16 protein-coding genes are annotated in these 25092 nt (G+C 61.5%); 6 read left to right on the forward strand and 10 right to left on the reverse strand.

From position 1 onward, the window contains the following. Positions 1-48: 48 nt before the first annotated feature. A complete protein-coding gene (locus ACL2XP_RS14340; RefSeq protein WP_413733457.1) occupies positions 49-2442 on the reverse strand; it encodes a glucose/quinate/shikimate family membrane-bound PQQ-dependent dehydrogenase in 2394 nt (797 codons plus the stop codon). Between the two features lie 79 nt (positions 2443-2521). Continuing rightward, positions 2522-4726 (reverse strand): TonB-dependent receptor PqqU, encoded by a 2205-nt coding sequence (pqqU, locus tag ACL2XP_RS14345; protein WP_413739158.1) that lies wholly within the window; start codon positions 4724-4726, stop codon positions 2522-2524. 358 nt (positions 4727-5084) lie between these two features. Between pqqU and ACL2XP_RS14350 the strand changes: the two genes are divergently transcribed. The 3 genes from ACL2XP_RS14350 to ACL2XP_RS14360 all read left to right on the forward strand — a co-directional run bounded on the left by ACL2XP_RS14350 (position 5085) and on the right by ACL2XP_RS14360 (position 8126). Then, positions 5085-5936, forward strand: coding sequence for an EamA family transporter (locus ACL2XP_RS14350; RefSeq protein WP_413733458.1), 852 nt, complete (start codon positions 5085-5087; stop codon positions 5934-5936). A gap of 155 nt (positions 5937-6091) precedes the next feature. After that, the gene (locus ACL2XP_RS14355) at positions 6092-6556 is read left to right on the forward strand and encodes a DUF1456 family protein (RefSeq protein ID WP_413733459.1); all 465 of its coding nucleotides are present in this window, start codon (positions 6092-6094) and stop codon (positions 6554-6556) included. A 106-nt stretch (positions 6557-6662) separates the two neighbouring features. Next, positions 6663-8126, forward strand: coding sequence for an AMP nucleosidase (locus tag ACL2XP_RS14360; RefSeq protein WP_413739160.1), 1464 nt, complete (start codon positions 6663-6665; stop codon positions 8124-8126). Between the two features lie 86 nt (positions 8127-8212). Here the strand turns inward: ACL2XP_RS14360 and ACL2XP_RS14365 are convergent, their stop codons facing one another. The 4 genes from ACL2XP_RS14365 to pdxS all read right to left on the reverse strand — a co-directional run bounded on the left by ACL2XP_RS14365 (position 8213) and on the right by pdxS (position 11332). Next, on the reverse strand, positions 8213-9085 hold the full coding sequence (locus ACL2XP_RS14365; protein ID WP_413733460.1) for an SDR family NAD(P)-dependent oxidoreductase: 873 nt from the start codon (positions 9083-9085) through the stop codon (positions 8213-8215). 94 nt (positions 9086-9179) lie between these two features. Next, on the reverse strand, positions 9180-9752 hold the full coding sequence (locus tag ACL2XP_RS14370; protein ID WP_413733461.1) for a TetR/AcrR family transcriptional regulator: 573 nt from the start codon (positions 9750-9752) through the stop codon (positions 9180-9182). 124 nt (positions 9753-9876) lie between these two features. After that, entirely contained in the window at positions 9877-10443 is a 567-nt protein-coding gene (gene pdxT / locus ACL2XP_RS14375; RefSeq protein ID WP_413733462.1) for a pyridoxal 5'-phosphate synthase glutaminase subunit PdxT, read from the reverse strand. Between the two features lies 1 nt (position 10444). Then, entirely contained in the window at positions 10445-11332 is an 888-nt protein-coding gene (pdxS, locus tag ACL2XP_RS14380; RefSeq protein WP_413733463.1) for a pyridoxal 5'-phosphate synthase lyase subunit PdxS, read from the reverse strand. 202 nt (positions 11333-11534) lie between these two features. Here pdxS and ACL2XP_RS14385 point away from each other — a divergent pair, with 202 nt between their 5' ends. Together ACL2XP_RS14385 and agp are read left to right on the forward strand one after the other, a co-directional pair. After that, on the forward strand, positions 11535-12959 hold the full coding sequence (locus ACL2XP_RS14385) for a PLP-dependent aminotransferase family protein (RefSeq protein ID WP_413733464.1): 1425 nt from the start codon (positions 11535-11537) through the stop codon (positions 12957-12959). A 220-nt stretch (positions 12960-13179) separates the two neighbouring features. Beyond that, complete coding sequence (agp, locus tag ACL2XP_RS14390) at positions 13180-14436, forward strand: bifunctional glucose-1-phosphatase/inositol phosphatase (protein ID WP_413733465.1); 1257 nt, start codon at positions 13180-13182, stop codon at positions 14434-14436. 68 nt (positions 14437-14504) lie between these two features. On the opposite strand, the gene dkgB is transcribed toward agp, so the two are convergent. Continuing rightward, positions 14505-15323, reverse strand: a complete 819-nt coding sequence (gene dkgB, locus ACL2XP_RS14395) for a 2,5-didehydrogluconate reductase DkgB (RefSeq protein WP_413733466.1) — start codon at positions 15321-15323, stop codon at positions 14505-14507. A gap of 104 nt (positions 15324-15427) precedes the next feature. On the opposite strand from dkgB, the gene ACL2XP_RS14400 reads away from it, so the two are divergent. After that, the gene (locus ACL2XP_RS14400; RefSeq protein WP_413733467.1) at positions 15428-16330 is read left to right on the forward strand and encodes a LysR substrate-binding domain-containing protein; all 903 of its coding nucleotides are present in this window, start codon (positions 15428-15430) and stop codon (positions 16328-16330) included. A 42-nt stretch (positions 16331-16372) separates the two neighbouring features. Here ACL2XP_RS14400 and pbpC read toward each other — a convergent pair whose 3' ends face one another. The 3 genes from pbpC to ACL2XP_RS14415 all read right to left on the reverse strand — a co-directional run bounded on the left by pbpC (position 16373) and on the right by ACL2XP_RS14415 (position 24979). Next, entirely contained in the window at positions 16373-18709 is a 2337-nt protein-coding gene (pbpC, locus tag ACL2XP_RS14405) for a peptidoglycan glycosyltransferase PbpC (protein WP_413733468.1), read from the reverse strand. 33 nt (positions 18710-18742) lie between these two features. Beyond that, positions 18743-23701, reverse strand: coding sequence for an alpha-2-macroglobulin family protein (locus ACL2XP_RS14410; RefSeq protein ID WP_413739161.1), 4959 nt, complete (start codon positions 23699-23701; stop codon positions 18743-18745). Positions 23702-23887: 186 nt separating this feature from the next. Next, positions 23888-24979, reverse strand: coding sequence for an EamA family transporter (locus ACL2XP_RS14415; protein WP_413739162.1), 1092 nt, complete (start codon positions 24977-24979; stop codon positions 23888-23890). Positions 24980-25092: the final 113 nt, after the last annotated feature.

Below are 25092 nucleotides of genomic sequence, written 5' to 3' on the forward strand. Positions count from 1 at the left end.
ATCTGAGAGCCTCTTTTACGCCAGGGAAATCATCATCAAACTGCGGCGTTATTTCTGGTCCGGCAGCGCATAGGCAATCAGGTAATCCCCCAGCTTGGTACCGAACGAACCGTGGCCGCCGGCGGCAATCACCACATATTGCTTGCCGTTGACTTCATAGGTCATGGGCGTGGCCTGTCCGCCCGCCGGTAAACGCGCCTGCCACAGCGCCTGGCCGTTGGAGACGTTAAACGCGCGTAAATAATTATCCGCGGTAGCCGCGATAAACGCCACGTTGCCGCCGGTGGAAATCGGCCCGCCCAGCATCGGCATCCCCATCTTGAACGGCAGCGGGATCGCCGAGCTGTCGCGTACGGTGCCGATGCGTTTTTTCCATACGATATCGTTGGTTTTCAGGTCAACCGCGGAGATATATCCCCAGGCCGGCTGTTTGCAGGGGAAACCCAGCGGCGAGAGGAACGGATTGAGCGTCACGCCGTAAGGCACGCCGTACTGCGGCTGGATGCCCACTTCCGACCCGCTGCCCCCTTTGCCGCCCTCGTCGGGTTCCATCGGATTACCCGGGCCGCGGGGGATGAGCTTGGAGACGAACGGCAGCGCCATGGGGTTGGCCACGGCCACCTGCCGCTGGGTATCCACCGAGATACCGCCCCATTCGAACATGCCCAGATTGCCCGGGAACACCAGGGTGCCCTGCTCGGAAGGCGGCGTAAACGGGCCTTCATACCGCAGTTGGTGGAACATCACGCGGCAGATCAGTTGATCGTACATCGTGGCGCCCCACATATCCTTGCCGCTGAGCTTTTGCTGCGGACGAAAGGTCAACTCGGAGTAAGGTTGCGTGGGCGACAGCCGATCCCCGGTGGCCGGACCCTGGGGTACCGGGGTTTCCGGCGCCGGCACCACCGTTTTCCCGGTGCGGCGGTCCAGTACGAAAATATTGCCGGTCTTCGCCGGAACATAGATCACCGGCACGCGGTTGCCGCCGCTGTCGGTAATATCCGCCAGGGTGGGCTGCGCCGGCACGTCCATATCCCATAAATCGTGATGCACGGTCTGATAGAACCAGGCCAGTTGGCCGGTGGTGGCGTTAAGCGCCAGCAGGCCGCTGGCAAAACGTTCCATTTCCGGGGTGCGGTTGCCGCCCCAGATATCGGGCGTGGCCACGCCAATGGGCAGATACACCAAATCCAGTTGGGCGTCATAGGCCGCGGGCGCCCAGGAGTTCGGCGAATTCGGCGTGTATTGCTGCGTTCCTTCCGGTATCAGGTTGGGGTTTTTACTGCCGGTGTCGAAAGCCCACAGCAGTTTACCGGTATTGACATCAAACCCGCGGATCACGCCGGACGGTTCGCGGGTGGAGTAGTTATCGGTCACCGCGCCGGCCATGACGATCGTTTTACCGGTGACGATGGGCGGCGACGTCGGCTCGTAGGCCCCCGCCTTGGCGAACGGCATATTATCCTGCAAGTTCAGCTTGCCGTTATCGGCAAAATCCCGGCACGGCTCGCCGGTTTGCGCGTCCAGCGCGTACAGATGCCCGTCATTAACCGGCAAAAGAATGCGGCGGGCGCAGGCCGCCGGCGTTGTTCCCGAACCCTGCGTAGCGGAACCCGCGGCGGCGGCTGGCGCGGCATAATAAGACACGCCGCGGCAGGTCACGTGCTGGAATGACGGATCGGTTTTCAGCTGCGGATCAAAATGCCACCTTTCCTTACCGGTGGCGGCATCCAGGGCGAACAGTTTCTGGTGCGGGGTGCACAGGTACAGCATATCGCCAATCTTGATCGGCGTGACTTCGTCGGTGATTTCCGCCGGATCGGCAGCGGTTTTCATATCCCCGGTGCGAAAAGTCCAGGCTTCCTGCAGCTGGCTCACGTTTTTATCGGTGATTTGGCTCAGCGGCGAGTAGCGGGTTCCTTCCTGGGTACGCCCGTAGGCGGGCCAGTCGCCGTCGGGGATGCCGGCGGCGGGCGCGGGCGCCTGACTTGCGCTCAGGGTACCGTCGATCTCTTGCGGATCGTTAAACACGGCATAGACCAGCACGATGACGGTAATCAGCAGCGAGGCCGACAGGGCGGCGCGGGGAAATTGGCCGTTCGCCGCCAGGCGGCGCCAGATAAACGGCAGCACCAGCCACAGGCCAAAAAAGAACACGACGTCCAGGCGCGGAGTCAGGGCCCAGAAATCGGGGCCGGCTTCCCACAGCGCCCAAACCGTGGTGCCGAGCAGGAAAACCGCATATAGCAGCAGCGCGCCGGCGCGGCGGCGATACAGCAGCCAGGCGGTGAACAGCAGCACCAGGCCGGCGATAATGTAATACGGCGAGCCGTGCAGCGTGGCCAGCCAAATCCCCCCAATCAGCAAATATAAGCCGCTCAGCGCGGCGAATAATGCCGTTATTATAAGCAGGACTCGTGAGAGCAATGCGTTGCTTTGCATAATATGAACCTTACCAAAAGTGAAAGACATCGACTTAAAGCGTAAGCCAAATCGTTAAAATTGCGCTGTTTATTGCTGATTATTCAAAACGGTAGGCCAGGTTGGCGCCGCCGCCCCAATTGCGGCCCTGGGCCGGTTCGAAATAGCGCCCGTTGCCTTCATTGACGATAACCGAGCCCACGTAGCGGCGATCGAACAGGTTATCGACCCGGCCGAACAGATCCAGCGACCAGCGGTTCCAGTTAAGCCGGTAGCCGGTGGTCAGGCCGGCGACGGTATAGGAAGGCGCCTGGGCGGTATTGTCGTCGTTGGCCTGGATATCGCTCATATAGCGGATATCGGCCCCGGCGTGCCAGCCCGCTTCCGGCGCCCACTCCAGCGCGGCGTACCCCATATTGCGGGCAATGCCCGGCAGGCGATTGCCGGCGGGGATGCGGTCATCGGCGGCGCACGCGGCCGATGCGCAGCTGTCGTTGCGGTAGGTGGCGTCCAGCAGGGTCCACGCCGCCTTCAGGCGCCAGTCCAGGGCGAACTGCTGGTCCAGGGACAACTCAACGCCGCGGCGGCGGGTTTTACCGGCATTGACATAGCTGGTGCGCCCGCCGCTGCTCTCGGCCACCATCAATTCATGGTCGGTATTGGTCTGGAATACGGCGGCGGTGAGCAGCCCGTTGCCGATACGCGTTTTGCTGCCCAGCTCAAACGTATCGCTGGTGGCGGGTTTGAGGTCGGTATTCAGCCCGGCCTGCCCGTCGGAACGGTAGGAGAGTTCGTTGATGGTGGGGGTTTCAAAGCCGCGGCCGGCGGAGAAGTACAGGTTCCAGGCCGGCGTCAGCGCGTAATTAAGCGATCCCATCGGCAGCCAGCGGTGATAGCGGGCGCTGCCGCTGTCGTCGCCATTGCCGCTGGCGACGTAATAATCCCGTGAATCGAAGTTGACCGTGCTGTAGCGCAGCCCGGCGTCCAGGGTCCAGCGCGAGGTCAGGTTCCAGGTGGTTTGCAGATAGGGATCGAGGTTCCACATGCGGTTTTTTTCATTGCGCCGCAAAGCCCCCTTGCCGCCGTACTCCACATCGCCGTCCTGCAAGGTGAAATTTTCAAAACCCTGGCGCCGCTCGGTCATGGTTTCATAATCCAGCCCGCCGGTGAACGTGACCGGCACCGCCCCCAGATTATCCTGGTGGCGCCAGCGCGTATCGATCCCCTGGTATTTTCGTTCCAGCACGATCACGCCCCCGGCATGGGCCGGATTTAACTGCGGCGCCATGGGAATGGATTGATATTGGGTGGTATGCCGTTCGCCATGATAGGCCATCATGGTCAGCCGATCGTTGGCGCCCATTTCGCGCTCATAACGCAGGCCGGCCTGGGTCTGGTCGATGGTTTTGCGGGTATTGTATTGATCCGCCCGGGGCGCCTGGCGCGGATTATCCCGCCATTCATCCCCCGTCAGGCCGCCCGGATCGCCGGCGTCGATGGAAACGCTGTTAAACATCAGCGTCAGCGTGCTGGCGTCATCGAGCCGCACGCCGACCTTGGCGTTACCCAGGTTTTTCTGCGTGGCGCTGCGATCGCGAAAGCCGTGGGTGGTGAAGCGCGAGGCGGAAACCGCATAATTAACATCCCCGGCCCGGGTGCCGTCGCCGGTGGCGCCGGTGGCCTTGAGGCTGTTGCGCCAGGTGCCGTTGCTGGCATAGTAGCTGCCGGCCTCCAGGGCGGCCGGCTGGCTCCCGGTCTGGGTTTCCACGTTCACCACCCCGCCCGATGAGTTGCCGTACAGCGCCGAGTAAGGTCCGCGCAGCACCTCCACTTTATCAGCGGAGTTAATATCGATATTCGACGTTTGCCCCTGCCCGTCCGGCATGGTGGCCGGAATGCCGTCGACATAAATGCGCACGCCGCGCACGCCGTACATCGACCGGCTGCCGAATCCGCGTACCGATAGCTGGAGATCTTGCGCGTAGTTTTGCCGGTTTTGGATTTGCAATCCCGGCACGCCGCCTAAACTTTCCGACAGATTCACCTGGGGCGTGCCGTTGCGCAGGTCATCCCCGTTAACCACGCTTACCGCGGCGGGCGTGTAGAGTTCGGACAGGCCGCTGCGCTGTTCGATCACCATCAGCGTGGAAGAGGACTGCGCGGCGGCGGGTCCGCGCGCGGGCGCGGCGCCGGCCGGGGCGGCTTGCGCCAGGCAACTGGCCGCGGGATGCAGCAAAAACAACGGTGTCAGCAACAAAGCGGAGGTTTTGTTATTCAAGGGAATCGTTCGCCGGGTTGAGTCGATAGGTTAAATGCGCTTTTCTTGCCATACCGCATGCGCCATACCGCATGCCATACGGCGAGAAAAGCCCCTGCTTGCCATGGACGTCACGCCGTGAAGCCAAACCAATGCAGTTCAAAGTATATCGCCACATTTTCACTTTGCCCGGTTTCAGGCGCGGGGATATTATCCGCGCGCGCCGAGTTTTGCCTTCGGTGAAGTGAGTAAAATCATCTAGCGGGCGCGGGCCGGCCGGCATGGGTTTTACCCGCCGCGGCGTTTTTTAATGATTGCTAAAAACTTGATTTGCATGCTAAAAGCAGTATCCTGAGATGTGCGTTCAACCTGGATAAGCGTAATGCAATTGTCGGCAACAAACCGTATGGTTCCTTTTCTGCTGGTATTGGGTTCCATACTTTCAACGGGCGTGGGAACATCGCTAGCCAAATCATTTTTATTTCCCTTAATCGGCGCCACGGGCACCACCGCCCTGCGGACCGGTTTTTCCGCCCTGGTGCTCCTGGCGCTGTGGCGCCCATGGCGGATGCCGATTGCCCGGCGCGATTTGATGTTTATCGCCCTCTACGGCGTCACGCTCGGCACGATGAATTTGTTTTTCTACCTGTCCCTGCAAACCATTCCGTTCGGCCTGGCGGTGGCCATTGAGTTTATCGGGCCGCTTACGGTAACGGTGCTTTATTCCCGCCGGCTCACCGATTTTATCTGGATCATGCTCGCCGTTATCGGCATTTTATTGATTTTGCCGTTACAGGGTAACCAAAGCGGCCTCGATTTGACCGGCGTGGCGTTCGCCCTCACCGCCGCCTGCTGCTGGGCGCTGTATATTATTTTCGGCAAAGCCCTCAGCCACCTGCATTCAGGGCACACCGTGGCCATCGGCCTGGTGTTCGCCTCCATGGTCACCCTGCCGGTGGGCATTATCGATGCCGGCGCCATTTTCACCCATCCCTATTTGCTGATCGTGGGCCTGATCGTCGCCCTGGTGTCCAGTTCGCTACCCATGTCGCTGGAAATGGCCGCCTTAAAACGCTTGCCGCATAAAACCTTCGGCATCCTGGTGAGCATGGAGCCGGCGGTGGTGGCCATCGTGGCCTTTTTTATGCTATCGGAAAACCTGACCCTGATGCAGGTGATGGCCATCGCGTGTTCCATTACCGCCGGCATCGGCAGCGCCATCACCGCCCGTCCGCCCACCGTGCCGCTGGTTACCTGAGCGGCGGCGGTTGCCAAATCCGGCGGCCTAAAGCCGGCGGCGAAGCCCGGTTTGGGCCGCCGGCGGCAATCTGCCGATAAAGCCCCCTGCGTTTCGCGCCGGATACCTTTATACTGCCGGCTAATCCATAGCGATAAGCGGCGAGAACCCCCGTAATGATGAACAATGATGTACTGCGCAGCGTACGATATATGCTGAATTTACATAACGACCATTTGGTCGCCATCCTGGCGTTAATGGACGCCGCCGTGACTCCCCAGGAGATGGCGGCATTTGTTAAAAAAGAGGACGAAGCCGGTTTTCAGCCCTGTCCGGATGTAGTCATGGGGTATTTTCTCCATGGCCTGATAATCCACCTGCGCGGCAAGGATGACAGCCAGCCCGCCCCGAAAATCGAGCGCAGGATCACCAACAATATTATCCTGAAAAAACTGCGTATCGCATTTGCGCTTAAAACCACCGACATCCAGGACATCCTGCAATCCCAGGATTTCAGGGTATCCCAGCCGGAGCTCACCGCCATGCTGCGCGCCCAGGGCCATAAAAATTACCGTCCCTGCGGCGATCAGGTCTTGCGCTACTTTCTCAAAGGGCTGGCCGCGCGCCAGCGCAAAAACTGATGCCGGACTGGCGCAGCAGGCCGATGACGGCGATAATCCGGCTTATAGGTTTTTCAGCGGGCCGGCGATGCGCGGCCCGCTGAAGCACAAGGATAATGGAGATATGATGAACGACAATCAATCCGGTTCGACCCTCGCCACCGCCCAGGCCCTGGATAAATTGGAGGCATTGTATAACGATGCGGTGGCGGCGCTGCGCGCGGGCATTGGCGAGTATATCCGCGATGGCCGGCTGCCCGACGAGCAGGCGCGCGCCGCGGGGCTGTTTTCTTATCCGCAACTGCGGGTGAGCTGGGACGGCGTGCTGCCGGGACATCCCCGCAGCCGGGCGTTTGGCCGCTTTACCCATCCGGGCTGCTATTCCACCACCATTACCCGTCCGCAGCTGTTCCGCCACTATCTGACGGAGCAACTGGCCCTGCTGGAGGGGGAATATGCCGCCGTTATCGACGTGGTGCCCTCCAATCTGGAAATCCCCTTTCCTTACGTTATCGACGGTTCCGATCTGGTGCTTGAACGCTCCATGAGCGCCGGGATTGCGCAGCATTTCCCCACTACCGAACTGGCGCAAATCGGCGATGAAACCGCCGACGGGTTATTCCACGCCACTAATAATACGTTTCCGCTATCGCATTTCGACGCGCTGCGCACCGACTTTTCCCTGGCGCGCCTCAGGCATTATACCGGCACGCCGGTGGAGCATTTTCAGCCGTTCGTCCTGTTCACCAACTATACGCGCTACGTGGATGAGTTCGTGCGCTGGGCCTGTAGCCAAATTGCCGATCCGGCCACGCCGTACGAAGCGCTGTCCTGCGCCGGCGGCGCCTATATCACGGCGGACACCCTCAATCCCGAACAAGCGGTGTCGGATCTCGCCTGGAAAAACAATCAGATGCCGGCTTATCACCTGCTGTCGCGCGACGGCCTGGGCATTACGCTGGTCAATATCGGCGTCGGCCCGTCCAACGCCAAAACCATTTGCGACCATCTCGCGGTGCTGCGGCCCCATGCCTGGCTGATGATTGGCCACTGCGGCGGGCTGCGTGAAAGCCAGACCATCGGCGACTACGTCCTGGCCCATGCCTACCTGCGCGACGACCATGTGCTGGATGCGGTTTTGCCGCCGGATATTCCCATTCCCAGCATCGCCGAAGTGCAGCGCGCGCTCTACGACGCCACCAAGCTGGTGAGCGGCATGCCCGGGGAAGAGGTCAAACAGCGCCTGCGCACCGGTACCGTGGTCACCACCGACGACCGTAATTGGGAACTGAGATATTCCGCCTCCGCGCTGCGGTTTAATCTCAGCCGGGCGGTGGCGGTGGATATGGAAAGCGCGACCATTGCCGCGCAAGGGTACCGTTTCCGGGTGCCCTACGGCACGTTGTTATGCGTCTCCGACAAACCCCTGCATGGGGAGATCAAGCTGCCGGGACAGGCCAACCGTTTTTATGAAGGGGCCATTTCGGAACATTTGCAGATTGGCATCTGCGCCATCGACCTGCTGCGCGCGGAAGGCGATCGCCTGCATTCCCGCAAACTGCGCACCTTTAACGAACCGCCGTTTCGCTAAACCGGCGGTCGGGCCACGGCGCCGCTAGAAAACCCCCGGCGCCGCGACGGATATCGCGGGCGGCCCGGGGCGTGGTCATCGCGGGTTCAGGACGGCGTGCCGACGGGGAAATCCGGCGATTGCCCGGCGGCGGCGATATCCGTGGACAGGCTCACCTCCCGCCATACACGCGCCTCTTCGGCGCGCTGTCCGTCAATCTGTTCGAAAAAATGCAACGCATCGCTGCCCAATAGCAAGTGGGCCGGCGGCGCCGGATGTTGCGCCAGGCGCAGCAGCACCTGCGCCACGCGCTCGGGAGAGCTGGCTTCATTGCCGGTATGGCCCGCCAGCATAGTCACTATCTGACCTACGCTGGGCTCATAGTCCGCCAGCAGCGCCGGCATCCGGCCGCCGGCAATTTGCGCCCAGTCCGTGCGCATGCCGCCCGGTTCGACGGAGGTGACATGGACGCCCACGGGCGCCAGTTCCCCGGCCAATACCTCGCTAAATCCGCTGACGGCCCATTTGGCGGCCTGATAGGCGCTCATGCCCGGCATGCCGATACGTCCGCCCACCGACGAGATATTAAAGATATACCCCTCGCCCTGCTGGCGCAGATATGGCACCGCGGCGCGGCACAAATTCACCACGCCGGCAAAGTTGGTGTCGATCTGGCCCTGGAAATCCTCGGCCGACATCTGTTCAAACGGGGCCAAATGGCCATAGCCGGCATTGTTTACCAGCACATCCAGCCGGCCGAAGGCGGCGACGGTCCGATCCACCGCCCGCTGCGCGCCGACGGCGTCGGTGACGTCCAGGGGGATAATCAGCAACTGTTCGCCATACCGCGCCTGAAGATCGGCCAGTTTATCCGTGGCCCGCGCGGTGGCGGCCAGACGCTGTCCCGAAGCCAGTACGGCTTCGGCCACGCTCCGCCCCAGACCGCGGGCGCTACCGGTTATCAACCAGACTTTAGACATAATGACTCCTGTTTTTACGTGGTGGAAAATTGCACGGTGAAATGTTGTGCAATATAATTTGCGTGATTACTCACTCATTTAATTGCTAAAAAAATTATCCCAGGCCCACTGCCCGCCAAAAGGCGTTAAACCCTGCTTCGGCATAGTGCTCCGCCTTGGCGGGTTCCCTGGCGATAAATTCCATGGTCGTTTCCGCCAGGGCGCCGAAAACGGCGCCGGCAAACGACGCGCCGCCGCAGGAGAGCGTGGCCGGGCCGGTATGCTGCTCAAGCAACTGAACAATTTCGCTGAACATGGCCATGCCCTCGGCGCGGCTGGCGGCGGTCAGCTTTTCAGATACGCCAAGTTGCAACATCGCCTGGTGCGGGGCGCTATGTTCCAGGCCCCAATTAACATAACGATGCCAGACATGGGCGGCGCGCGTCCTTACCGCAGCCCCGTGGGGATAACCGTCGAACAGCGCGGCGGCAAGCTGCGACTTGATGTGCAGATAGACCGCATTAAGCAAGATGTCTTTGCTGGCGAAATAGGTGAACAGCGAACCTTCCGCCACGTTGGCTTCGTGGGCGATGCGCGACGTCGAGGCGCCGAGCCCCTGCTCGCCGATAACCCGTGCGGCGGCGGCTAAAATCGCCAGATGTTTCTCTGCGCTTAACGGCCGTGCCATGCTGTTCCAAGACTAATGAATGATTGAGCACTCAATTATAATCATTCGGCGGGGAAAATCAAGGGGGGACTTTTATTACCGGTATTGCATTGCCGATATGGTTGGGCAATACCGGCAATAACTGTCAGATTTTACGGATAAAATAGTCAAGCAGCGCGGTATCGCCGGTCAATTCGGGATGAAAGGAACACACCAGAATATTCCCCTGCTCCGCCAGCACGATGCGGTTATCATACCGCGCCAGCACGGCGACGTTGTCACCCACCGTCTCGATATAGGGGGCGCGGATAAATACCGCCGGGATGGTTGTACCCAGCGCGGCAACCGGCAGCGTGGTTTCAAAACTGTCTATCTGCCGGCCAAAACCGTTACGCCGCACCCTGATATCGATCAGCCCCAGCGGAGCGACTTTATTAGCGCCGTCCGCCACCTCGCGGCTGCACATAATCAGTCCGGCGCAGGTGCCCAGCACCGGATGGATGCGGGCAAATGCCTGGAGCGGCTCGAATAGATGCGCCGTCTGCACCAGGCGGCTGATCGCGGTTGATTCGCCGCCCGGGATGATCAGCGCCTCGACGCCCGCCAAATCCGCCGGGTTTTTCACCGCCACGCCATCGATCCCCAACGCGCGCAGTTGGCCGATATGCTCCGAGACATCCCCCTGCAGCGCCAGCACCCCCGCCGTAGTCATATCACCACCCCCGTTCCTGCATGCGCTCGCCGGTGGCCAGGGTGCCGATATCAATGCCTTTCATCGGCGCGCCCAGGCCTTTGGAAATTTCCGCCAGCAGCGGATAATCTTGATAATGCGTGGTGGCCTGCACTATGGCTTTGGCAAATTTCGCCGGGTCGTCCGATTTAAAAATCCCCGAGCCGACAAACACCCCATCCGCCCCCAGCAGCATCATCAAGGCGGCGTCCGCGGGAGTGGCCACCCCGCCCGCGGCGAAATTCACCACCGGCAATTTCCCCAGCGCCTTGAGCTGGCGCAGCAATTCATACGGCGCGCCCAGCTCCTTGGCGAAACTCATTAACTCTTCATCATTTTTACTGACGACAATGCGGATTTGCTCATTTACCTTACGCATATGGCGCACGGCTTCCACAATATTACCGGTGCCGGGCTCCCCTTTGGTGCGCAGCATGGAGGCCCCTTCCCCGATGCGCCTGAGCGCTTCGCCCAGATCGCGGCAGCCGCAGACAAACGGCACGGCGAAATCGCGCTTGAGAATATGGAACTCCTCATCGGCCGGGGTCAGGACTTCGCTTTCGTCGATATAATCCACCCCCATGGCTTCCAGGATTTTGGCCTCGGTGATATGCCCGATGCGGGCTTTGGCCATCACCGGGATGCTGACCGCGTTCATCACCTCCTCAATAATCCGCGGGTCCGCCATGCGCGCCACGCCGCCGGCGGCGCGGATATCGGACGGCACCCTTTCCAGCGCCATTACCGCCACGGCGCCGGCATCTTCGGCGATTTTTGCCTGCGACGCGTTCACTACATCCATAATCACGCCGCCTTTTTGCATTTGCGCCATGCCGCGTTTTACGCCGTCCGAACCTGTTGTTTTGGTCATAACCACTCCGGTAAGTTAATAAAGTCGTCGCCTAATGTGGGCCATGGCGCCGGACAAAAACACCTCCAATTGGGTGTTATTTTACCATCCAATTTGCTACTATCCGCCGTGCCGGCAGGGGGTTGGCATCGTTGTCGGTCCTCCATCGGCCGGCGCCGCCAGGCGCTAATCACCGCTATTTTTCGCACGGGACATGACAACCATGTGGGTTCTGCCAGCAACATCCGCGGAGAAAAAACCGCTTTACCGGCAAATTATGGAGCTGATTGAAGACAGCATCGCCAACGGCATGCTTAATGCGGGGGACCGGCTGCCTTCCGAGCGCCAGCTCGGCGAATTACTGGATGTAAACCGCTCCACGGTGATCAATGCGCTGGATAAACTGGCGGATCGGGGGGTTTTGATTCGTAAAACCGGCAGCGGCACCTTTGTTAACCCGGAAAACTGGGGCTTGCAATCCTACCCGGTGCTGAACTGGTCTCCCCCCGCCCACGGCCGTACCGGGCCGGACGACTACGCTATGCGCGTGGAGGCGTTGCGGAAAAAAAGCATTCTGGAGCATAAACCGCTGCTGGATTTGGCCAGCGGCAGCATTACCCCGGATTTGCTGCCGGTCCAGACTTTCCCGGAACTCTCCTGGTATAATCTGTGCGCCCAGGAACAAGACGCCGAAAATGCCATGCTCGGCTTATATTCCTTCCGGCTCGCCGTGCAGCGCCATCTGCAACGGAAGTTAAATCTGCAGGTGGATTTAGAGCAGATCCTGATCACTTCCGGCGCCCAGCAGGCATTGTTTCTTATCTCCCAGGCGTTGCTCAAACCCGGCGATATTATCGGCGTCGAAGCGCCATCCTACTTTTATCTGCTGCCGATTTTCCAGGCGTCGGGGCTGCGTCTTTGCGCCCTGCCCGTGGATGAAGAGGGCGTCATTCCCGGCAAACTCAGCCAATTGGCGGAAAAAAATCAATTAAAAATGATTTTTATCAACCCGGTTTTTCAAAACCCGACGGGATATGTTATGGGCGAGGAACGAAAAAAAAACCTGCTGCAATTTTGCCGGCGCAAGCATATTCCCATCGTGGAGGATGATGCCTATAGCTTATTATCTTTTAATCCCCAGACGGATATCACGCCGTTAAAAAAATACGATCGCCAGCAGCAGGTCATCTATATCGGCTCCCTATCAAAATATATTGGCAATAATATCCGCGCCGGCTGGTTAATCGCGCCGAAAGCCATTATCAACAAGCTGGCCAGTATCCGCCAAAAAATAGATTTTGGGCTGAGCGCCCTGCCACAGCTGCTGGCCGAGCATTATCTGCTAAATCATATCGACCGGCATACCCTGCAATTGCAAACCCGGCTGGCCCAGCGGGCGGAGCGGCTGACGTCGTGGCTGGCGCAGCGTTATCCCGGCGAGTTCAGCGTGCGCCAACCGCTGGGGGGCTTATACTTATATGCCCGTTTTACCGCGCCCGACCCGGCGAAAAAATTTGCCCGGCTGCTCAATGATTTGCTGGATGAGGATATTATCGTCGCCCGCGGGAGCGACTTTGGCGATAAAGCCGCCGCCATACGCTTAAATTACGCTCATTTTGTCCTGCCCGATGCCGCCCCGCCAATATAACCCGTTCACGGCGAACTAATCCGCTTCCCGGTACGGGGCGGCTAATACGACAATAATACTGTGGTTTTATGTGACCGCAGCGATAGATCCTTCATTTACCTCCATTAAAATCTAGAAATAAATTGATACTTTCGTCATTATGTAAATCACAATAGTTTATGTGTTTAAGTCACCATCGGCTTCGGTTGACCGGGACACGGAATTACATTCAGGAGAGAGTATGCGAACGTTCAAATATAGTGTCTTAGCCGCATTGCCATTGTGTTTCGCCATTTCTTCGGATGTATTAGCCAGCACCCAGGATTATACCCTGGAGCAGGTACTGGTATTTAGCCGCCACGGTCTGCGGGCGCCGCTATCGAGTCCGACCAGTTCCTTGGGCAAAGTCACCCCGGATAAATGGCCGCAGTGGGATACGCCAAGTAGTTACTTGACCACCCGGGGCGGTGCGCTGGAGTCCTATTTCGGCCATTATTTCAGCGAATGGCTGGTGGACAATAAACTGCTGGCAGCGGATACCTGCCCCACCGATAAAGACGTTTATTTCTATGCCAACAGCCTGCAGCGCACCATCGCCACCGCGCAATTTTTCTCGGTGGGCGCGTTTCCCGGCTGTATCGTACCGGTACATCATAAAGAAAAACTCGGTACGATGGACGCCACGTTTAATCCCATTATCACCGATAAAAGCGAGGACTTTAAACAACGGGCCATCGCGTCAATTAACGAACGCGCCGGCGCCGGCGGCATCGATGGCTTGAATACCCGTTTGAAAGCCAACTATCAGGATATGATGCAGGTCATCAACTACCAAAATTCCGCCAACTGCCAACAGGATAAACAGTGCGACCTGACGACGCTGCCGGCCGGGATTAAAATCGCGGCAGGAGAAGAACCGGGCGTATCCGGACCGCTTAAAGTCGGCACCGCCATTTCCGACGCGTTCATTTTGCAATATTACGAAGGCGCGCCGCTATCGACGGTCGGCTGGGGCAAGATCAAAACCGATGAACAGTTTGAACAACTGGTGTCCATCAAGGAATACTACAATACGGTGGTGTTCAGCGCCCCGGTAGTGGCAAAAGAAGTGTCGGCCAATCTGGTGAAATATATCAATGACGTGTTCACCCGCTCCGGCGATGGCGCCAAATTCACCTTCCTGGTCGGACATGATTCCAACGTGGCCTCGCTGTTTTCGGCGTTAAGCGTAAAGCCCTATAAGCTGGCGAATCAGTTTGAAACTACCCCCATTGGCGGCAAGGTGCTATTTGAACGGTGGAAAGATCCCGCCGGCAAAGAGCTGATGAAAATGGAATATGTCTATCAATCCACCGACCAAATCAAGGGATTGCAGGAACTGAACCGGGAAAATCCCCCGCAGCGCGCCGTGCTGGAACTCAAGGGGTGTCCGATTGACGCCCAGGGTTTCTGCTCCTTCGATCAATTTAAAAGCGTGCTGCAATCGGTAATGAAATAAAAAATAGACCATCGGCGCCGCCGATGGTCTTTTCTTACGGTATCACGCATAGCTTTACGACGTCTGGCTCAATCCCACTGCGGGGCCAAACCGTCCGGACTCACTTCCCGCCCGTTGCGCTCCAGGGCGGCTATCTGCGCCATATCCCCTGCGGTTAACCGCAATTGCCGGGCCAGCAGGTTGCTGGCAAGATTTTCACGCCGCGTGGATGAGGGGATAACCGAGTACCCCGATTGCAAAGCCCATGCCAGCGCAACCTGCGCCGGCGTCGCGTCATGGCGCTTGGCAATGTCGCCTATCACCGGATCTTTAAGCACTTTGCCATAGGCGAGCGTCATATAAGAGGTGACATGGATATCCTGCTCGCGGAGAAAAGCCACCAGTTGATGGTTTTGCAGGTAGGGGCTGAGCTCAATCTGGTTGGTGGCGATCGCGTCCTTACCTACCGCGGCGATGGCTTGCCGGGTGGTGGCAATATTAAAATTGGATATACCGATGCGGCGCGTCAGTCCCTGCGCCTTGGCATCGGCCAGGGCGGACATAAACTCTTCCACCGCCACGCCATTGCCCGGCGCCGGCCAGTGGATCAGGGTCAAGTCCACATAGTCGGTGCGCAGTTTGGCCAGACTGGCCTGCAGGCTCGGGGCCAGTTTGTCGGCGGCATAATTATCGACCCAGATCTTGGTGGTGATAAACAGCTCGTCGCGCGCCACGCCGGACTCGGCGATGGCCTGGCCGACGTCGGCTTCGTTGCCGTAAATTTGCGCCGTATCAACGGCGCGGTAGCCCAGGTCAAGGGCGTTGCGCACCGAATCGATAACCACCTGGCCTTGCAGGCGGAAGGTGCCGACGCCGAACGGGGGAATGCTTTGCACATTGATGCTCATAAATAATTCCTTGCGGTAAGAGAAAGCGAGGAGAACAGTGTGCCCGGATAATTCTTTCTTAAAAAGCCTGCTAAAAACCAAATACTTTTGCTATAAAGTCAAATATGAAAATGACACTCGACGAAATGCAGGTTTTTATCGCGGTAATGGACAGCGGCTCGATCACCGCGGCGGCCGAGCGGCTGGGACAGACCATTTCCGCCACCAGCCGCGCGTTGACCCGGCTGGAAGATAAGTTGTCCACTACCCTGATACGCCGCACCACGCGCCGGCTGGAGCTGACCGAAGAGGGCAAGGCTTTTCTGGAACGCGCGCGCGCCATCGTCGCGGCGGTGGAGGAAACCGAAGAGCTGATGACCCTGCGGCGCAACCAGCCCGCCGGCCTGCTGCGCGTGGACGCCGCCTCGCCGTTTATGCTGCACGTTATCGTGCCCATTATCCCCGGCTATCGGGAACGCTACCCGCAGGTGGAGCTTGAGCTGAACAGCAATGAGGGGATCATCGACCTGCTCGAACGGCGTACCGACGTGGCGATTCGCATAGGCCGGCTTAAGGACTCCACCCTGCATGCCACGCCGATTGGCAGCAGCCGGGTGCGTATCCTGGCCAGTCCGGGCTACCTGGCCGAACGGGGCGAACCCGCCGCCGTCGCGGATTTGGCCAATCACCGGCTGCTTGGTTTTAACCAGCCGGAGTCCCTTAACGAATGGCCGCTGCTGGATAACGACGGGCAGCCGCTGCATATCCGGCCCGATATCCGATCGTCGAGCGGGGAGACGCTGCGGCAACTGGCCCTTAGCGGCGCGGGCCTGGTTTGCCTGTCCGATTTTATGACCCGGCAGGATCGGCAGGCCGGCGCCTTGCGCGAGTTATTCCAGGCCCAGACGCTGGACATCAGGCAACCGATCAATGCCGTGTATTATCGCAATACCGCGCTCTCATCGCGCATCAAATCCTTTCTCGACTATCTGAAGGAACGGCTCGGCAAGCGCGGATTTACGGAGTAAGGGCGGCGATCGCGGCGCGGCTGCGGTTTACCCGGAACTGTCTTATTTGACAATAAAACTCAGCGCGCTCACCTCGCCGCTTTCATCAAGCAAGGTAAGCTGATAACCGCCGGCCCGGCTCAGGGTAGCGATCATGGGCTGCGCATCTACGGTCTGGCCGATAGGTTCGCCGTTGATAAACCACCAGCGCCGCCCGCTGCCGCCCTGGGCTTCCAGCCGCAAATCCAGGCTGGTTTTGCCCGGCAGCCGGGTCAATAGCGCCCCATCGCCAATCCCCAGGATCAGCAGCGGCGCAAAAGTCTGCTGTTGCCGGGGCGGACAATCCGCCGCCGCCGGGGGCAGCCGCTGGGCGCGGCGCTCGCCGGCAGGCAGCCAGGGTTCAAGGGGCGTCGGCCATAACAGCAGGGCATGCGCCGCGGCATCGGGGCACCCCGCCGCCACCCGTTCGCCGCGGCGATTGAGCCATAAATGCAGCACGGTGCCGCTCGCGCTTTCCTGCCCGGGCGCCGCCAGCGTGGGCGGCGCCGTGCCGTCCAATAACCACGCCTTGCGCCGCTGGCGGCAATTATCATCGCCGGCAGGCAGGGGTTGCCCGCCGGGCCAGCAGATCTCGCCGCGGGTCACCGCCGGCGGGCGCGGGTCCGCAGGCAGCAGTCCGCTGCCCCGGCGCAGGGACATCATCAACAGGTTATTGACCTGGTTAAGTATCGGCACCGCCGCGGCATAACCAAACTGCCCGGCCACCGGCGTGCCGTCGGGCCGCCCCACCCATACCCCGATCAGATAACGCGGGTTGATGCCCAAGGCCCAGGCATCGCGGTAACCGTAGCTGGTACCGGTTTTCCAGGCCAGCGGAACCACCGCCGGCAAAACATCGTCGCCCTGCGGCACCCCTTCCCCGGCCAAAATACGCCGTATAATCCAGGCCGCCCCCGGCGACATCAGGCGCCGTTCGGACAGCGGCGCCTGCGGCTGGAAACGCAGGCGCGCCACGTTACCCCGGCGGGCAAACGCGCTGTAGGATTGCACCAATTGTTCCAGGCTTGAGCCGGTACCGCCGAGGATTAGCGCCAGGCTGGGATCGCTTTGCGCCGGAAAGCGCAGAATGATGCCGCTATTGCGCAGATTGGCGGTAAACCGTTTGGGTCCATAGGCTTCCAACAGTTGGACGGCGGGCAGGTTCAACGACCGGACCAGCGCCTCGCTGGCGCTGACCGCGCCATGAAAACCCGTATCAAAATTGCCCGGCCGGTAATCGCCGAACCGGCGCGGCACGTCCTGCAGCAACGACTCGGCGTGGATCAATCCATCATCCAGGGCCAGGCCGTACAGCAAGGGTTTGAGGATAGAACCGGGGGAGCGCCGGGCGCTGACCATGTCCACATGGCCATAACGGCCGTCATCGGTAAAATCCGCCGATCCGATATAAGCCCGTACCGACATATCGGTATGATCCACCACCAGCAGGCCCAGGGAGGTTTTTTCCGGCAGCTGGCCGCGCCAGCCCACCGCCAGCTCCTCCAGCCGGCGCTGTAGATTCGCGTCGATGGTCGTGACAATCACCGCGCCGCGCTGCGCCGCGGACAGCCGCCGCGTCAGCAGGGGCGCCAACTGCGGCACCTGGCGCGGCGCCAGCCAGAGCGGCTCCTGGCGGATTTCCGCCACCTGCCGGCGGGGCCAGACATGCAATCCGGCCAAACGCTCCAGCACTTTATCCCGCGCCTCCCGCGCCCGCTGGGGATAGCGGTCCGGCCGCAGCCGGCTGGGGGCCTGGGGCAGCACCGCCAGCAGCGCGGCTTCGCCGCGGGTCAGGTTCAGCGGCGATTTGCCCAGATATGTCCAACTCGCCGCCGCCACCCCTTGCAGCGTGCCGCCGAACGGCGCGCGGTTAAGGTACAGCTCCAGGATCTGGGTTTTGGATAAATGCCATTCCAACTGCGCCGTGCGCCAGACCTGGCGTATTTTGCCCGCCAGGGTGCGGGGATGCGGATCGATCAGCCGCGCCACCTGCATCGACAGCGTGCTGCCCCCCGATACGATGCCGCCGTAGCGTACGTTCTGCCAGGCCGCACGCGCCAGCGCGAGCGGATTGATGCCCGGATGATGCCAAAACCAGCGATCCTCGTAGGTCAGCAGCGCCTCGATATAATAGGGCGAAACCTGGGCCACTGTGACAGGGTAACGCCATACGCCCTGCCGATCGGCATAGCGCCACAAAGGCGTGCCGTCCCGCGCGGTGACCACCCGGGCGTTTGCCACCTCGGCCAGCGGCAAGGGGCACAGTTTATCGGCGCACCATAACAGCATGAACGGCACGGCGCCCAGGGCCAGGATCGGGACCAGCCGCCGCCATGACGGGCGCCGCAGCCAGCCTTTCATCGTGGCGAAGCCGGGGCAGATGCCGCGCGCGGCCTAACGCACATTGAGCGTGTCTTCGGTGGCGCCGACGGCCCGCCAGGCCGGCACATACATGGACTCGACCTGGGAAGGCGGCACCCTATAGCTGCCGGGGGTAACCGCCCGCGCCAGGTATAGCAGCGTCACCGGGTTGCCGGCATCCACATCAACGGCGGCGACGTAGCGATCGTCACGAAACTCCTGGTGCTTGATATTCGCTTGCCGCATCGCGTTGAGCAACGGCTGCATTTGTTCGGCACTGTCATCCAGCCCGGCGCTGCTCTCCCCCAGGTTCTGGTTTTCCAGCTCCAGGCCGGCCGGCAGCAGTTCCACCACCAGCGCGTCGGGCACATGCTGGCGCGCGGTGATGGTCAGCTGCACCACGACCAATTGGCCGCTGGTCAGATCCGACAGCGACAGCGGATTGCCCTGCGGGTCCCGATAGACGCGGCTTATGCCGAGATTCTCACCTCCCGCCGGGGGCGCTGATTGCGGATAACCCACCAGATCGAAACGGGTATACAGCGGGACGCCGCCGGTGTTGGCGATCTGCAAGCCGCCCGCCAGCTGCCCGGCGTCATACCGCCGGTTCAGGGAATCGTCCCGGGATACCGGGTCCTGCTTGGCGTTAAAGGTCGCCTGCCACGACGGCTGCTTATCGCCGGCGCCCAGTTGATCGCGCCCGGCCATAAATAACGCATTGCTCTCCTGGGTGGAGAACCAGCGCTGCCCGTTAAGCGCATCGGACAATGCCAGCATGAGCTGGTCGCGCTGTTCCGGCCGCAGGTGATACTCGTTCAACAGCGCCAGGATCAGGGCGCTGTCGCGGATGGGGCTGCCATAGTCTTCCAGCCCGTAATCCCGGTCGTTGCGGCGGGTTTGCAACCCCAGGTCGATGGCCGCCTGCGCGCGCGGCATATCACCCATCAGTTGCAGCGCAATGCCCAGTTGCACCAGCGGCAAACCGGACAGCGACTGCTCGCGGCGCTCGTAGACCTGGCGCAGCGCGCCCAGCGGAGCCAGCTGCTGGCGGGCCAGCACCAGCGCGGCATAGGCTTGCACCGCAAAGCGGGTATGGGCCGGCTGTGAGCCATAATGGACGTCGATCTGCGTGGCGTCTTGCAGGTAGCGCTGCAGGCGGGCATTGGCTTTATTCAAGGCGGCCACCGGCACGCTGTAACCCTGTTCGCGAGCCCGCACCAGGAAGTCGGCGGCATAAGCGCTCAGCCAGAACTCCTCCTCGCCGTCGTTGCTCCACAGGCCAAACCCGCCGTTGTCGCGCTGCATGCCCGCCAGCCGATCGATGCCCACGTCCACGGCGCGTCGGCGCTGGTCGTCGCTGTCGCCCTTGATCCCCAGGGCCAGCAACTGCGACTGGCTGGCGTAAAGCGAGGGGAACAGGCCGCTGGCGGTCTGCTCCAGGCAGCCGTAGGGATAGGCCATCAGTTCGCGGATATAACGCGCCAGATTCAACGGCGGGCGGCTGGTCAGCAGCAGTTGACCTTCGGCAGCGGCCGGGGTCAGATGACTTAACGCATCCGGCGGCAGCGACCAGCTGTCGCCCGGGTGCAGCACGCTGGCAAAATGCCGCGTCTGGGCCGGGTAAGGCGGGCGCACGCCAATCGTCCAGCGATGGTGATAGTCGGACAAAACCTCGTCGGGCAGGCGCATGCCGCTCACGCCCAGCGCCACGGCGCCCTGCCCGAAACCGTCCAGCGCCTTGACCGGGATGTTGATCGTGGTGCGCTGGCCGTTTTGCAGCGTCACTGGGGATGACGCGCCGGCGCCGGCGCCCAGGGCCACCAGACCGTCGGCGCCGAGCGTTACCGCCAGCGTCTGCGGCTGGCCGGACAGATTGGTCAAATCCAGCGCCAGGACGGACGTATCCCCCGCCGCCAGAAAGCGCGGCGTCGCCAGCTCGGCGACGATCGGCGCGGCCACTACGACATTACGCTCGGCGCTGCCGAAATCCTCATCGCTCCAGGCCTGGGCCATCAGTTTAAGCTCGCCGTTGAAGTCCGGTATCGCCAGGCGCACCTCGCCTTCGCCATTGGCGTCCAGCGTTACGGGCTGCGCCTGCTGGGCCACGATATTCACCTCGGCGATCGGTTTTTTGCCGCCGCGCGCCAGCGGATCGTCGCCGTCGCCGTCGCCGCCGTAGCGCAGGCCGGCCAGCCGGCCCTGGGCCTCGATTAGCTGGCCGTAGACATCGTACTGGTCGGCGCTGTAGCGCTTGCGTCCCAGAAAGGCGTCGTAAGGGTCCGGGGTTTTGAAATCGGTAATATTCAAAATGCCGCTGTCCACCGCCGACAACAGCAGGTTGATCGTGCGGGGCTGCTCCCCGCCGCCGGTGGCTTTAACCTTGACCGCCAGCGTCTGGTTGGGCCGCATGCGCGCCGGGGCATCAAGCCGCAGCGCCAGTTGGCGGTTTTCCTCCACCAGCGGCAAATGCAGCAATCCCACCGCGCGTTTGGGCGTCATCTGCCGCTGTTTGTCGCCGGGGCGGATCACCAATGCGCTGAGATACAGATCGTGGCGGCGCCAGTCATTATTGATGGGCACGTCGAAATCCGCACCTTCGGCCGGGACGCTGATTTCCTGCCACCATAACGGGCCGTCGCTCGACTCCACCAGTAAATAACCGGTACCCGCCGCCGGGGCCTGCACGTGGATGCGGGCTTTTTCGCCCTGCCGATAGGCCGGTTTATCCAGCTGGAGCTTGACTTGATCGGGGCGTACCGCGCCGCCGCCGTCGGTATTGTCCTGCCAGCTATAGCCCGCCCAGAACCGCAGGCTGCTCACCAGGCCGGTGGCGGGGTCCGCCACTTCCACCCGGTAGGCGCCCCACTGCACGTCAAACGCCACCTTGGCGGTGCCGTCGGCGGGGATATCGACGGTTTGCGCGGCCATGGCCAAATCTTTTTGATCAAACAGGGATTGCCAGCCGTCGCCCTGCGACCACTGCCAATAATAATCGCGCCGTTCGCGCACCAGGCGCACCGTTAAGCCGCTGGCGGCCAGCTTGTGCCCGGCGGCGTCGGCGTAGACGATTTCGAACCCGGCCTGGCTGTCGTTATCCACCATGGCCTGCGCGCTGTAGCTATTCTTGCGATAATCGTACACATCACGCTTGCTGAACAGGGGACGGATGCCGGCCAACTGCCCGGCCGGCCAGATGGCCTGTTCGGCGCGCCGGGTTACCGGGCGGCCTCCCGATTCCAGCAGGCTGGCCTGTAGCACCGCCTTAAGCGGGGAACGCACGTCGCTCCAGCTGTTTTCCAGATTGACCACCGTCTGGCCCTGCCCATCCAGGGCGGTGTCGAACTCATCGAGCCTGCGGGAAAGATTTTCTTCGTTGATGGCGCCGAATTCAAAACCCGGCAGGGCCGGCACCGCCTCGCGCAGGGGGCGCAAAAACACCTGTCCCTGCAACTGATTATCGGCGGCCGGCGCCCCATATAAATAGCGGCCGGTTACGCTGAAGCTGAGCGGGCTGTCCATGGACAGGGGCTGTTCCCCGGCGCGGATCTCCAGCGCCATGCGTTCCGGCAGAAAGTCTTCCACCTTGAAGTGATAATAACGTTGCTGCTTATCGCCGGGGTTAAAGCGCAGCGACCAATCGCCGGTGGGGGCGGACTCCGGGATGGGGAATTGATATTGATACAAGCCGTTTTGCGGCTGCCATAAAAATGTACGGGCCACCTGGCCGTCCGGCTTGACCACGTCGACATTGACCGGCTGCGGGGCCAGCGCCTTGCCGTCCTCATCGCGCAGCAGCGCGTTGACCAGCAGCGTTTCCCCTGGCCGGTAGAGATCCCGCGGTCCGAAGGCAAACAGGGTTTTCGCGTAACCTTCGGGGCCGCCGATATCAAATTCCGCCAGGTCCAGGGCCGGTTCGGCCAGGTCCAGCATGCTGGTCTGATCGTCCCGGGTGGCCAGCAGCAGCCTGGCCCCGGCCGGTTTATCCAACTGCGCGTGGCCGGTCCCGTCGGTGACCGCCGTTTGTAATTGCCGGCCCTTGTCGTCCAGCACCCGGATATCGATGCCCTTGAGCGCCTTGCCCTGTTCCAGGCCCTGGGCGAAAACATCCATCCGGTCGCGATAGCTATGCAGCGACACGCCGATATCGCTCAGGGTAAACAAGGTGGCCGGGTTGGCCGAGTCATAACGGCCGGCCCGCTGCATCACGGCAAGATAAACCCCGGGCCGCTTGAGCGGTTCGATGGCGTCCAGCGGCAACAGGATGCGCTCGCGGGTATTGGGGCGGGGATTGAGGTCGAAACGGCCGCCGTACACCAGGTCGGCGCGGTCCAGGAAATCGTCGGCATCCCAGACCGAAAGCGTGCCGCTGCCCTGCCAATCGGACAAAAACGACGGCAGCGAGCCGGGCTTGATACGGTAAAAGTTCACATCCGCCTTATCCACGTTCAGGGCCAGCACCGGCAATCCTTCCGCCAGGCGGGTGGGCAGCAGCGACCCCTTGCTGGCAAACCCCACGCTCGGCTGGATATCGCGGGTGGTGAGGGTTTCCTGATGCCCCTGGGCAAGCGTGGCGCCGTTGGCGGCCCGGATGCCCGGGTCTACGGCGATCGCCAGCTTGCAATTGGGCAGCAGATGGCGCAGGCGCAGCTCGCTCCGATCGTCCGACAGTTCCCAGGCGCCGTCCGGCTTGCCGCTAACGCTATCCGACACGTGCACCGCGGCGGCGAAATCCTGATCCGGGTCCAGCGGTACGGAAAAAGTGAGCACCAGCGCGCTGGCGCCGTCAAGCTGTAGCTCGGAAATATCCAGCAGCGTGAGCGGCCGGCCGGCGGTGTTGGCGGCCATTGCCGACGCATTCGCCGCGGCGGATGCGCCGGCCGGTTGGACGGCTGGAGCCGCCAGCCCCTGGCCGACGACGCCCAGCAGCGCCAGACCGACGATGGTTCCCTGACACAATATGCGTAATAAGGATGAAATTCTGGCTGTCATGATGATTCCCTGGCAATGACGGGGGTCCACGCGTCGCGGCGGGCGGTTTGATTATCGGATCTCTGTCCGGCGCAAAAGCCAAAACATTAGGTTACATTTTAGAGGAAAGAATAACTTCCGGCGGGTTTTTCTGCTTAAACCCCAGGTATTTAACCGGACGCCCCTGCGCTAAGGAATAGGGTATCCCGGCTAAAAACCACCGCGGCGCCGCGGGCGGGACTCGCTATCCCCGTGCCCGTGCCGGTGATGCGCATCGGGGAAATGGGGATGGGTATGGGTCAGCGGCCCGTGCTCATGGCGGTGCCGATGCCGGGTGCCGGGCGCCACCGGCTCGGCATGGGCGTGCAGATGATGCCCGTCATCATGGCTATGCTCATGGTCATGCAGCAACGGTTCGTGGACATGGCGATGCTCATGCCCCTCGGCCAGATGCAGGCCGATGCCCAGGGCCATCAGCGCCCCCGCAGCCAGCAGCGACGGCGTGACCGCATCGCCGAGCATGACGGCGAATACCGCCCCGACAAAGGGCGCGATGGAAAAATACGCCCCCGTACGGGCGGTGCCGAGATGGCGCAGTCCGACCACAAACAGCGCCAGGCTGACCCCATAAGCGAAAAAGCCCACCGCCAGCGCGGCGCCGAGGTCGGGCAACGCGGGCAGCGCCACGCCGGCGGCGAAGGCCAGCAGCAGATTCACCACGCCCGCCGCGGCCCCCTTCACCGCCGCCAGCCAGGTAGCATCGGTAAGGGATATTTTACGGGTCAGGTTATTATCGATCCCCCAGGCCAGGCAGGCCCCCAGCACGGCCAGCGTCGGCCACATGCCGGACAAATGCGGCCGCGCCGGCAGGCTTAATATCACCGCTCCCGCCGCGATAGCCGCCATCCCCAGCGCGATGCGCACATCGACATTTTCCTTAAACACCACCCAGGCCAGCAGCGTGGTGAATACCATTTCGGCGTTGAGCAATAGCGAAGCGTCGGTGGCCGGCATCGCCAGCAGCCCGGCCATCAGCAGGACGGGAGCAATAACGCCGCCGCAGCCGATGGCCCCCACCAGCCACGGAATTTCGCGCCTGGCCAACGTGGCGGCGGGCATGCGGCGCAGCAGGCGATACAACCCCAGTCCCAGGCCGGACCCCAGGTACAGCAGGCCGGCCAGCAGCCAGGGGTTCACCGTATTGACCAGTTGTTTGGCCAGCGGCGTGCCGGCGCCAAACAGCACGGCCGCCCCCAGCGCCGCCAGGATGCCGGGCCGGCGCAAACCGCGATAACCCCGCAGGGGTTGGTTCATCGCTTCTCCGTTAGCGGCCCGTTGCCGCGCCTTGATAAAATACTCGGTTTTACTACGATACGCGGCGAACGCCGCGCCGACAACCCGGCGCGCAAGAATGT

Origin of the sequence: Sodalis sp. RH21 (assembly GCF_047324175.1) — a bacterium.
GTDB lineage: Bacteria > Pseudomonadota > Gammaproteobacteria > Enterobacterales > Enterobacteriaceae > Acerihabitans.